Source organism: Bacillus sp. CCB-MMP212 (assembly GCF_022748145.1).
Taxonomy (GTDB): Bacteria; Bacillota; Bacilli; order Bacillales; family Bacillaceae_G; genus Bacillus_A; species Bacillus_A cereus.
On sequence record NZ_JALDQE010000009.1, the window covers coordinates 125,743 to 137,398 of the forward strand.

Here is an 11,656-nt window from a genome sequence, read left to right on the forward strand (position 1 = left end):
TCTTTACAGGAGGTCGCTTTTTCTTTTTGGAAAAAATCACTTTGTGGTATGATATAAGTTATGTGTAAAAGAGAGAAGGAGGAATGTACGTGAGTCAGACAGTGGAAACATTATTTTCTATTTTTGATTCTTCTGCGGTAGTTTTACGTAAAGAATTAGATGTGACATATTTAGAGGCGCTTGTAGAAACAGGTGATAACTTGTTTGAGGGAGCGATTTTACAAGAGGAATTATCCGAATCAGCAATTGAAAGGCTGAATCGTGAATATAGTACGTTTAATGAAGAAACATATAAAGGTGAAGAAATTCGTAAAGCATTTCAGTTAGCCATCTTAAAAGGAATGAAAGAAGGCGTACAAGCGAATCATGAAATGACGCCTGATGCAGTTGGGATGTTCATGAGTTACTTATTCCATAAATTTATGCAAGGTCAAAACGAAATTACAGTTTTAGATCCTGCAATTGGAACAGGAAATTTAATGACTACAGTGTTTAATAGCGCCAAAGAAGGACTAACAATGAGTGGATTTGGTGTAGAAGTGGATGAAGTGCTAATTAAACTTGCTTTAGTAAATGCAAATTTACAGAAGCATGCAATCGAATTCTTCCATCAAGATGGACTAGCACCACTTTATATCGATCCAGTTGATGCAGTCGTTTCAGACTTACCGATTGGTTACTATCCAAACGAAATCGGTGCCAGTGAATATAAATTAAAAGCAGATGAAGGAATGTCGTATGCTCATCACTTATTTATTGAACAAAGTGTGAAACATACGAAAGAGGGCGGGTACTTATTCTTCTTAGTACCAAACTTCATTTTTGAAAGTGACCAGGCACCAAAATTACATGCATTTATTAAAGAAACATGCTTTATTCAAGGGTTATTACAGCTACCTGTTTCCATGTTTAAAAACGAGAAAAATGCAAAAAGTATATTTGTTCTCCAAAAGAAAGGCTCTAATGTAACAATGCCAAAACAGGCGTTATTAGTGGAGTTGCCTAAATTCTCTAACATGAAGGCGATGGAGAACATTATGGATCAATTAAATACTTGGTTTGCAACACATAAATAAAGCTGGGTATATGTAACAGAGTTAGTGATTCATGTAGTACAGTTTTATATAATATGTCATATTTTTAAATATATACTAGATTTAACTGAATTTTTTTGAAATCTGTAATATATATTTTTTCTTGGTGTTACAATTTTTTCACTTGAAATATATGTCGGACGATGTTTAAATTAAAATCGTGAGTATAAAATTTGCTAATGATGAAACGTTTTCATATTTAGTAAATTTGATTAGATAAAATCGAGCGGTTTGTGGAAACATCCACACAACTACCAAGAGAAAAAGGGGCGAAAGACTAGATGTCAAAAATCATCGCGATTAACGCAGGAAGCTCTTCCTTAAAATTCCAATTATTTGAAATGCCAAGTGAAACAGTATTAACAAAAGGTTTAGTAGAACGTATCGGTTTAGAAGATAGTATCTTCACTATTACTGTAGATGGCGAAAAACAAAAAGAAATTACAAACATTCCAGATCACGCAGTAGCAGTTAATATGCTTCTTAAAAAATTAACTGAAAACGGAATCGTTAAATCTCTAGATGAGATTGGCGGTATCGGTCACCGTGTTGTTCACGGCGGCGAAAAATTTGCTGACTCTGTTTTAATTACTGATGAAGTATTAGCTGATATCGAAGAATTAAGCGATTTAGCACCACTTCATAACCCAGCAAACGTTGTTGGTATTAAAGCATTCCAAGAAGTATTACCAAACGTACCAGCAGTAGCAGTATTCGATACAGCATTCCACCAAACAATGCCGGAATCTGCATTCCTATACAGCTTACCATATGAGTACTATGAAAAATTCGGCATCCGTAAATACGGTTTCCACGGAACTTCTCATAAATATGTAACTGAGCGTGCGGCTGAATTATTAGGTCGTCCAATTGAAAGCTTAAGCTTACTTTCTTGTCACTTAGGTAACGGTGCAAGTATCGCAGCAGTAGAAGGCGGTAAATCTATCGATACTTCTATGGGCTTCACTCCACTTGCTGGTGTAACAATGGGTACACGTTCTGGTAACCTTGACCCTGCGTTAATTCCATACATCATGGAAAAAACAGGCCAAACAGTAGAAGAAGTAGTTAACGTATTAAACAAGAAGAGTGGTATGTTAGGTCTTACTGGTTACTCTAGTGACCTACGTGACATCATTGCGAAAGAAGAAGAAGGCGACCACCGTGCGAAAGTAGCACTTGATGTATTCGTAAGCCGTATCCACAAATACATCGGTTCTTACACAGCTCGTATGAAAGGTGTAGACGCAATCATCTTTACAGCTGGTGTAGGTGAGAACAGTGCGATTATTCGTGAGCGCGTATTAGAAGGCCTTGAGTACATGGGCGTATACTTCGATGTAAAACGTAATAACGTATTCGGTGAAGAAGCATTCATCAGCTTCCCACACTCTCCAGTAAAAATTATCGTAATTCCAACTGACGAAGAAGTTATGATTGCTCGTGACGTACTACGTCTTGGAGATATTGGTTAATATATGAAAAGAAAGACGAGATCTTATAGGATCTCGTCTTTTTTCTTTTGGATATATTTTAAAATTCCATCCGGATATAATATTTTTTCTTTCTGAATGAATGCCGTAATAGGAATCCATTTCGCATACGCTACTGTTTGCTCATCTTGTATATTTAATATTTTCATTTCATATAGTGATGTGTCTAATAAACGCAAAGAATATAGTTGAATGATTTCATGACCAATGCCCCCATCTAGATGAAAGACATTTTCTAAACAACCTAAATAATTGATGATTTCTATCTCCGTATGAAGCTCTTCTGTAAACTCCCGAATAACAGTATGTGCTGATTTTTCACCAAGTTCAATGGAACCGCCAAGAGGACGATAATATGTTTCGCCTTCTGTATGATATTCTTGTACGAGAAGGCGATCTTGATGTACAGCAAGACCGAAAGCTTTTGCACGTGGATACATATAGAATCACTCCTTATTTGTTTCGTATAAGGACGATTATAATGTATGGTGTGATAAAAGTATCGTGTATTTAAGTGTGTGGTCTAACTGTAATTCCATCAAATAAGTCTTTCCAAAATGCTTCATTGTATTGGTATACATCCATAATAGGACATTTCATAACGCAAGTACGTTGTAATCCCCAATCTTCTTGGGTGATAGTTGGTATATCGGCAGGAATTAGTAATAGGACAGAGAATGTATGTGTAACGATTTGAGATAAAATTTGTTCTAGGGAACATGCTTCTTCATATGTTCCTCCAGTTCGAATAAACAATATGGATTCTGCCGTTTCAATTGTAGTTAGAAAACGATTAATTCGATGTTCATAGTTTAACTTAATTTCTGTATAAGAAGGCCAATAATTTGGTGTGTTTACATCTGTTTTAAAGTCATGACAGGAGTCAATTTCATAAAGGTTGTCCCTTAATCTTAATTTGGCATCATCATCCCAAAATGAGATGAAGGATAGATTTTCGGAATTTAAAAAACGGTCAAATCGATTTTGTAATAATAAATTTACTTTCGTTAATGAAGGACTTAGCATAAAATCAATAACGCCAAAAAATGGTGATAATTCTAATTGATATAATGCCCAAGCAGGCCAACAGTTTTGTCCTAAGCTGAATACTGCGTTATAGTTTTGTTTTAGATTGGATAGATTCATGTGAAGTATCTCATCCTTTTTGCTATTATTTTATGTCACTCATAAAGGGTATGTGAAAAGAGATATACAAGCATATTTGTAAAGAATAAGCAGAAATATGTTACAATAGAAAAAAATCGAACGAGGTGGTTGTTACGATGCGATCGAAGCGAGAACAAGCCATTTTAGACAATATAAAAGAATGGGAAGCGCAATTAGTTGAGCAAGAAGCGACCGATTTTCAAAAAGTGTTTGATAAATGGTTACATACTACAGTTGCGAAATTACCTGAGAAAAAGCGAAAAGAATTCTTCACGAAAGCAGATGGATGGCTCTTTCATTTGCATGCATTTATTCAAAGTTCACAAGCACAGTTAGACGCACGTAATCGGATTTTAGGAACATCGAGATTATTTGATGAATCGATTGAACAGCTTGAAGATTTGAAAGCATTATCTATTGATCAGTTAACATACATAGCAGAGCAGCAAACAGCACGTCATCGTCTATATTCATTTGTGCAAGGCGGGGCGACAGGTGCTGGAGGTTTATTATTATTAACGGCGGATTTTCCGGTTATGATCGCGTTAAATGTGAAGGCGGTCCAACTTATTGCAACATCATTTGGACATGATGTGAACAAGCCATATGAAATGATGCTTGCGTTAAAGGTGTTTCACGCGTCATTACTACCAGGAAGACTTCAGCAATACGCATGGTACAATTTATTGCAAGAGCTGGAACAAGAAGATTCGTTCTTTTATGAAGGAGACGAAGCAGTGTTACAAACAGCTTCTACTGAAGTTGTGTTAAAACAAATTTTGAAGACATTTTCGATTTATGCTCTTCGTCGTAAATTATTCCAAGGTATTCCGGTAATTGGAATGGCAATTGGATCTACAGTGAATTATCGTTTAACAAGAAACGTTACTGAATTTGCAAATAGATTTTATCAAGTGCGCCATATAGTCGAGAAAGAAAAAAGAGCATAAAAAAAAGCGAGAGGCCGAAGCCTTTCGCTTTTTTAATTTGTTGCATGTTTTTTGGACATTGGAACAGATACTGGCTGTTTTTCTGCTGTTTTTTCTGTTTTTGGATAATAAATTAAATCCAATGTTTTTGCCTGTACGGCAATCGAAAGAATAGTAAAAGCAATTTCAGTCCAATTTAAATAATATAATGAAAGCGCAAGAACAATCGCGTCAAAGACGAAGAAAATTTGCCCAATTGTAAAACGAGTTCGTTTACTTAATACAATTGTTAAAATATCGTCTCCACCGGTTGCACCGCCAAATCGCAATATAAAACCGAGTCCAATACCAGCTAACGCACCGCCAACTACTGCAGCTATAAATAAGTTATTTGATAAATCTACCGTAAATGGAGAATAATTTTCCATAAAGGAATAAAATACTCCGAATGAAATTGAACCTAAGAATGAATAGCCAACCATTTTTTTACCTAAAAATGAAGCACACAGTAAAATAATTGGGATATCCATTAATACAGTTGAAATAGATGGTGAAATATCATAAAAGTTTTGAATGAATAGTGCAATTCCTACAAATCCACCTTCTGTTAAGTGGTTTTGAAAGTGAATATGATATAGCGCTGCTGCTAAAATAAATGAACCGATTAAAACCATAAAAATTTCTTTAATAATTTGCCGACTTTGGATGTTCCTCATCGTTATTCCTTCTTTCCGTAGTTAGTAGTCCTTTTTGTGTTGTAAACTAACTACGAGCTCACATGTAGCTTTCAGTTAGTTTACGAAAAAACTAACTACGCTATATGTCGCTGAAGAAATAACGAATAATCCTCTCGTCCATCAATTCTCCCTACCTTCGTTTTAGTTTAAGTCTTAAAACGACTAAACAAAACGTGGAGTAGGATTCGTCATTTAGCAATCCTGCTCTTCTTTGTTTTGTTTAGTTAGTAACAATTAAGTCCTAAACAAAACGCTATGTGTAAGAAGAGTCTTTTTTTTGCCAAATTATCCTTCGGGCAATCATAATTTCCCCACTCTCGTATTTTTTTCGCTAGACTAAAGTATCTGAGCTAAAAAATACGCTACGTGTATGATTCGTCAATACGATGCCACATGCTCCTTCGAGCGATCATGATATCAAAATCCCTTCCTTCAAGATTTATACTATTATATCATACTTTTAAAAAATGTATGCGGATGGAAACCGACAATAAACGGAGGGAATCTACAAAAAATGTTATGTTTAAATATTTTTGTAGAAAAGCCTAAGTTATTTCGGAGGATTGGACAGTTTGTAACGGTTTGTCCAATAAGTAAGAAAAAAAGGGTTTTATTCAGTTGTATTCTTTTCATCACTTTTATCTTTAAAAAACGCATCCCAACTAATCACACTTAAAAAAGTTAAAGCGATAATAACGAAAGCACGCATAAGCTTTAGACCCCCCTTTGTACATAGTATATGAATCATTCGATTCGGAATGTGTCATTTTTTTACAAGTCTTAACTATTATGAGAGTATATTAATATAGATAGATGAAGGGGAGAGTGAAGATATGCTAAAAGACATGTTCAAAAGAAAAGAATTAATATGCATTTCATGTCAGAAAAAAATTCAATATGAAGAAGAGCTTGTTGCTTTTGTAAAGTTGCCGAAAGAAAGAAGTATATTAGTTGGTCCATTCGATGTATGTTTGGCAAAAACAGCACAAGAAATATATTGTAAATCATGTTACGACAAAAAAGCATGACCCAAAGTAATTGAGGGGCATGCTTTTTTCATTGGTGTGCTTTCCCCTCAGATACATTTTGAGTGAGTCGATACCAAAGCCAAAGGTCATTAATGATAGAAGCAAGATCGGCAATTTCTGAATTTAGTTTACAAGAAACTTCGAAGTCTTCTTCGTTATTTAAATAATGTTGTTTTGTATTAATATAGTGCTCAAGTTCTTTTATACGATCAGGAATTTTCCCGCGAACTTGTTCCCATTTTAGTAAAATAGCATGTTGCATTTTTTCGGGGATTTCTTCCCAGTCTTCTTGTAAATGTGGAATTTCAATTCCTAGATGTTCATCGTATAAGAAATACTTTTCCATAAGTTCACCCCCGTTTTCCTGCTTATATTGTACAGAAAAACAGAAAGAAGTTCGACGAAATTGTTTGAAAAAATTTGAAAATGACTCTTGATACATTTTGTGAAAGGTGGTAAAGTGTGAATTATTATAAAAGAAAATGAATATTTATTCTTTAGGGGGATGCAAAATGGAGAAGAAAAAAGTTGTATTAGCATATTCCGGAGGTCTTGATACTTCCGTTGCAATTAAATGGTTACAAGAGAAGAATTATGATATTATCGCGCTTTGTTTAGACTTAGGGGAAGGAAAAGACTTAGGGTTTGTGAAAGAAAAGGCACTTTCAGTAGGTGCAATTAAATCATATATGGTGGATGTCCAAGAAGAATTTGCGAATGAATATGCATTGATGGCGATGCAAGCACACACATTATACGAAGGGAAATACCCTCTTGTCTCTGCATTATCTCGTCCGCTTATTGCGAAGAAATTAGTAGAAATCGCAGAACAAGAAGGTGCAACTGCAGTTGCACACGGATGTACAGGGAAAGGAAATGACCAAGTTCGTTTTGAAGTTTCTATCCAAGCATTAAATCCTTACTTAGAAGTGATTGCGCCTGTACGTGAATGGAAATGGTCACGTGAAGAAGAAATTGCATATGCAAAAGAAAACGATGTACCAATTCCGATTAATTTAGATAGCCCGTTTTCAATCGATCAAAACTTATGGGGACGCAGCAACGAATGTGGAATTTTAGAAGATCCATGGGCAGCGCCGCCAGAAGATGCATATGAGATGACATTGGCATTAGAAGATACACCGAATAAACCAGAGTTTGTAGAAATCGGATTTGAAGCAGGAGTACCGACTACTTTAAATGGCACTGCATATTCACTTGCAGAATTAATTAAAACGTTAAATGCGCTTGCTGGAAAACACGGCGTTGGACGTATTGATCACGTAGAAAATCGTCTTGTCGGTATTAAATCTCGTGAAGTATACGAATGCCCAGCAGCAATGACGTTAATCACTGCGCATAAAGAGTTGGAAGATTTAACACACGTAAAAGAAGTAGCACATTTTAAACCAGTGATTGAACAGAAAATAACAGAACTTATTTATAATGGTTTATGGTTCTCGCCTTTAAAACAAGCGCTTCATGCATTTTTACAAGAAACGCAAAAGAATGTAACAGGTACAGTGCGTGTGAAATTATTTAAAGGTCATGCGATTGTAGAAGGACGTAAATCTGAATACTCTTTATACGATGAAAAATTAGCAACATATACTGCTCAAGATGAATTTAATCATGATGCAGCAGTTGGATTCATTTCATTATTCGGTTTACCGACGAAAGTATACAGCCAAGTGAATCAAAAGAAGGTGGAAGCGTGAGCAAACTTTGGGGTGGACGTTTTACAGAAGAAGCGGAAGCGTGGGTTGAAGAGTTCGGAGCATCCATCTCTTTCGATCAACAATTAGTAAATCAAGATATAAAAGGAAGTATTGCACACGTAACGATGCTAGCAAAGCAAGGCATCGTTACGAAAGAAGAGGCAGAGAAAATAAAGATAGGTCTTCAATATTTATTAGAAGAAGCGAAACAAAATAAATTGCATTTTTCGGTTGAAGCTGAAGATATTCATTTAAATATTGAAAAGATGTTAATTGAAAAAATCGGTGAAGTAGGAGGGAAACTTCATACAGGCCGAAGTCGTAACGATCAAGTGGCCACAGATATGCATTTGTATTTAAAAGAAAAGGTAGAACATATTATAAAAGCTACAAAACAATTGCAAACTGTTCTTGTTCATCAAGCAGAAAATAACATTGAGACAATTATGCCGGGCTATACGCACTTGCAGCGTGCCCAGCCGATTTCATTTGCTCATCATATTCTTGCTTACTTTTGGATGTTAGAGCGTGATGTGAATCGTTATGAAGATTCATTAAAGCGTATTAATATCTCCCCATTAGGAGCAGGAGCGCTAGCTGGGACGACATTCCCGATCGACCGAGAATATAGTGCGGAACTTCTTGGGTTTAATGGAATCTATGAAAATAGTTTAGATGCAGTAAGTGATCGTGATTTCATACTGGAGTTTTTAAGTAACTCATCTATGCTTATGATGCACTTATCACGCTTTTGTGAAGAACTTATTTTATGGAGTAGCCAAGAGTTTCAATTTATTGAAATGAGCGATCAATACGCGACAGGAAGCAGCATTATGCCGCAAAAGAAAAATCCGGATATGGCGGAACTAATCCGTGGTAAAACAGGCAGAGTATACGGTAATTTATTCAGTTTACTTACAGTAATGAAAGGATTACCACTCGCTTACAATAAAGACTTACAAGAAGATAAAGAAGGAATGTTTGATACAGTCAAAACAGTAGAAGGATGCCTTCATATTATGGCGGGCATGCTTGAAACGATGACTGTAAACAAAGAAAAAATGGGGCAAGCTGTGACGCAAGATTTCTCCAACGCAACAGAAATTGCCGACTACTTAGCAAACAAAGGACTACCATTCCGTCAAGCTCATGAAATTGTTGGGAAGTTAGTGCTACATTGCACACAAAAAGGAATTTATTTATTAGATGTCCCGCTTGAAACATATCAAGAAATGAGCTCTTTATTTGAAGAAGATTTGTATGAAGTTCTTTCACCATATGCGGCTGTAAAGCGTCGTAATAGTGCTGGTGGGACAGGGTTTGAACAAATCAAAAACGCTTTGGAGAAGGCGAAGGGGTTAACGAAAGAAGTTATTAGGAATTGAGTTGGAAAGTACGCTAGTCTGTTAAAGTCTAGCGTACTTTCTTTTTATCGGCATTAAAGTTATGATATAGTCAAAGATTACAATTAAAGGTCAGGGGAATCTATGAAAAAAATAATATTTATAGTCGTACTATTAATCAGCTTACTTGCAAATGCTAAAGTATTTCTCTTGGACAAATATTTGTCTGTTGGTGAAAAAGAGAAGCAAGAGGAAGCGATTATCGCAACGATGTGGCATTTGCAAGAGAAAGGATATAAAGAAAGTGATATTTTATATATAAAACCGGCCTTTTATAGCAAAATGGATTCGTATGGAATGAATGTGCAGTTTAAGGATGAACCAAATGAATCATATACATATAGAGTTTTAAAAGATGCGAAAACAAATAAACTAACTGTACACCAAGATAGCAATGAGCCAGGTGGTATGGGCGGGAAGCATCAAGAGCTTAAATAAAGAAAGAAAACGACTGATGGCATTCGCCTGCAGTCGTTTTTCTTTTAATCATACTTATGTCGATCTTCCGTAATTCGAATATACTCAATATCCATCAAATCACGAAGCAATGCACCATTACTTAGTTCAACGCCATGTTTCTCTTTAAAATGAGTGCGAATTGTATCTAGCATTTCAATTTCTTTTCCGTTCACGTCTAAAATAATGCGTTCAGAATCATCCATATAGCATCCTCCTTTTTTACACATATATATATTTTGTCCGTCTATTTCTAAAAAATGTATGTTAACGTAATGTTAGGAAATAAGAAAGGGATGAAAAATGAGACGTATTTATTTTATAGGGCTAATTTTGTACACGCTAATTGTATTGCATGTTGCATTCCCAAATATCTTTTCATTTGAGGATTTAGAAACAGTACACGTTGCGATATTTATTTTTGCTCTATTTGTAGTAGATTGCTTTATTTCTATATGGCTTTCGAAAAGAAAAGATATACAAGGCAAAAAAGAAATGGAACGGAAAAAGAGAAAACGTTCATTTTGGATGATGACATACTGTTTGTCTGTAGTGCTTACTGCTGCTTTTTTTAGTGAACATATTCCATTAGAAAGAGTGAATATTGGATTTGGAGCATTCGTATTCGCATACTATTTTTTTATGCACTTTCTTCCTTATATGAAAGAAAAGCGAGGCGAAGGGGAAAATCCGCTTGTAGAAGAAGCGAAAGAACAAGAGCATAAGAGAATAGAAGAAGATATAAAGAAACTTGGAGAACAAAAGTGGTATTTAAAATCAAAAATCATATACGTTCTTTGCTTTATTACGCCACCAATTGGTTATTTGTACGTTTTCTTATTTCGTAAAAAAATGACAGAAGGTGCAAGACGAACGTACTTAACGGTTGCGACGATTATGATGGCATTATGGTCTTTGAAGTTTCTTCCGCCCTATGTGTTGGCAATTACCGTTGTTGTCGTAGCATGTCTTGTGTTTATAGTGAAGTTGATAAAATGAAAAACACCAAGCCTATGTGGACTTGGTGTTTTATCTGTAAATTAAAGATCACCTTGCTCCTCATCACCACGAACAACAAGGACATCGCATTTCGCATAGCGAATAATATGTTCAGAGACGCTACCGATTAGGAAGCGTTCAACAGCATTTAAACCAGTCGCACCACACATAATTAAATCTACTTTATGGTTTGGAGCGATTTCTTTTGAAATTTTAGATTTAGGATTACCAAATTCTAATACAGTTTCAATTTTTTCAAGACCAGCTTCAAGCGCAGTTTTTTTGTAGTCTTCTAATAAGTCTTCTGCAAATAGATTTGCACGTTCAGCAATTGCACGGCTATAAGCCTCTACTGCTGAGTACGCTTTTACATCAACGATATGAGCGATTGTTAATGTTGCATTGTTGCGCTTTGCGACTTGAATTGCTTTTTTAAAGGCTTTTTCTGCTTCTTTAGAACCATCCACCGCGATTAAAATATTTGTATATGTATTATTCATAGTAAATTCCTCCCAATCTGTTTTATAACTGTTTACAACTTAATTATAAAACAAATTTTGGTAACGTGCTTGCCAGAAACGTTACAGAATTTTGAAAACTCTGTTTCAATTCATTTTAGTTGTAATTGGAGC

14 protein-coding genes are annotated in these 11,656 nt (G+C 35.4%); 8 read left to right on the forward strand and 6 right to left on the reverse strand.

Annotated features, from left to right (window positions below; all coding sequences use genetic code 11):
• The first annotated feature begins 89 nt into the window (after nt 1-89).
• Nucleotides 90-1,076, forward strand: a complete 987-nt coding sequence (locus tag MRP26_RS22700; RefSeq protein ID WP_000084365.1) for a class I SAM-dependent methyltransferase — start codon at nt 90-92, stop codon at nt 1,074-1,076.
• 299 nt (nt 1,077-1,375) lie between these two features.
• Nucleotides 1,376-2,569: an acetate kinase gene (gene ackA, locus MRP26_RS22705; RefSeq protein WP_053563553.1), complete on the forward strand. Its 1,194-nt coding sequence runs from the start codon at nt 1,376-1,378 to the stop codon at nt 2,567-2,569.
• 23 nt (nt 2,570-2,592) lie between these two features.
• Here ackA and MRP26_RS22710 read toward each other — a convergent pair whose 3' ends face one another.
• Nucleotides 2,593-3,027 carry an NUDIX hydrolase gene (locus tag MRP26_RS22710; protein ID WP_078400669.1) on the reverse strand — a complete coding sequence of 145 codons (435 nt, stop codon included), beginning with the start codon at nt 3,025-3,027 and terminating at the stop codon, nt 2,593-2,595.
• A 70-nt stretch (nt 3,028-3,097) separates the two neighbouring features.
• Nucleotides 3,098-3,733: a DUF1796 family putative cysteine peptidase gene (locus tag MRP26_RS22715; RefSeq protein WP_078400668.1), complete on the reverse strand. Its 636-nt coding sequence runs from the start codon at nt 3,731-3,733 to the stop codon at nt 3,098-3,100.
• 137 nt (nt 3,734-3,870) lie between these two features.
• Between MRP26_RS22715 and MRP26_RS22720 the strand changes: the two genes are divergently transcribed.
• Complete coding sequence (locus MRP26_RS22720) at nt 3,871-4,704, forward strand: EcsC family protein (protein ID WP_001256853.1); 834 nt, start codon at nt 3,871-3,873, stop codon at nt 4,702-4,704.
• A gap of 32 nt (nt 4,705-4,736) precedes the next feature.
• Here MRP26_RS22720 and MRP26_RS22725 read toward each other — a convergent pair whose 3' ends face one another.
• Nucleotides 4,737-5,399: a YitT family protein gene (locus MRP26_RS22725; protein ID WP_043935401.1), complete on the reverse strand. Its 663-nt coding sequence runs from the start codon at nt 5,397-5,399 to the stop codon at nt 4,737-4,739.
• Between the two features lie 854 nt (nt 5,400-6,253).
• On the opposite strand from MRP26_RS22725, the gene MRP26_RS22730 reads away from it, so the two are divergent.
• Nucleotides 6,254-6,448, forward strand: a complete 195-nt coding sequence (locus MRP26_RS22730) for a hypothetical protein (RefSeq protein WP_000910273.1) — start codon at nt 6,254-6,256, stop codon at nt 6,446-6,448.
• A gap of 28 nt (nt 6,449-6,476) precedes the next feature.
• Here the strand turns inward: MRP26_RS22730 and MRP26_RS22735 are convergent, their stop codons facing one another.
• Entirely contained in the window at nt 6,477-6,794 is a 318-nt protein-coding gene (locus tag MRP26_RS22735) for a hypothetical protein (protein ID WP_000417218.1), read from the reverse strand.
• Between the two features lie 166 nt (nt 6,795-6,960).
• On the opposite strand from MRP26_RS22735, the gene MRP26_RS22740 reads away from it, so the two are divergent.
• The 3 genes from MRP26_RS22740 to MRP26_RS22750 all read left to right on the forward strand — a co-directional run bounded on the left by MRP26_RS22740 (nt 6,961) and on the right by MRP26_RS22750 (nt 10,007).
• A complete protein-coding gene (locus tag MRP26_RS22740; protein ID WP_071731416.1) occupies nt 6,961-8,166 on the forward strand; it encodes an argininosuccinate synthase in 1,206 nt (401 codons plus the stop codon).
• The gene (gene argH / locus MRP26_RS22745) at nt 8,163-9,551 is read left to right on the forward strand and encodes an argininosuccinate lyase (protein ID WP_053563557.1); all 1,389 of its coding nucleotides are present in this window, start codon (nt 8,163-8,165) and stop codon (nt 9,549-9,551) included. Before MRP26_RS22740 ends, argH begins: the two co-directional genes overlap by 4 nt.
• Before the next feature lie 102 nt (nt 9,552-9,653).
• On the forward strand, nt 9,654-10,007 hold the full coding sequence (locus MRP26_RS22750; protein ID WP_053563558.1) for a DUF3139 domain-containing protein: 354 nt from the start codon (nt 9,654-9,656) through the stop codon (nt 10,005-10,007).
• Between the two features lie 44 nt (nt 10,008-10,051).
• Here MRP26_RS22750 and MRP26_RS22755 read toward each other — a convergent pair whose 3' ends face one another.
• Nucleotides 10,052-10,231, reverse strand: coding sequence for a hypothetical protein (locus tag MRP26_RS22755; RefSeq protein ID WP_000342760.1), 180 nt, complete (start codon nt 10,229-10,231; stop codon nt 10,052-10,054).
• 97 nt (nt 10,232-10,328) lie between these two features.
• On the opposite strand from MRP26_RS22755, the gene MRP26_RS22760 reads away from it, so the two are divergent.
• Entirely contained in the window at nt 10,329-11,024 is a 696-nt protein-coding gene (locus MRP26_RS22760; protein WP_001252888.1) for a hypothetical protein, read from the forward strand.
• A gap of 41 nt (nt 11,025-11,065) precedes the next feature.
• Here the strand turns inward: MRP26_RS22760 and MRP26_RS22765 are convergent, their stop codons facing one another.
• The gene (locus tag MRP26_RS22765) at nt 11,066-11,524 is read right to left on the reverse strand and encodes a universal stress protein (protein WP_001066672.1); all 459 of its coding nucleotides are present in this window, start codon (nt 11,522-11,524) and stop codon (nt 11,066-11,068) included.
• Nucleotides 11,525-11,656 lie beyond the last annotated feature (132 nt).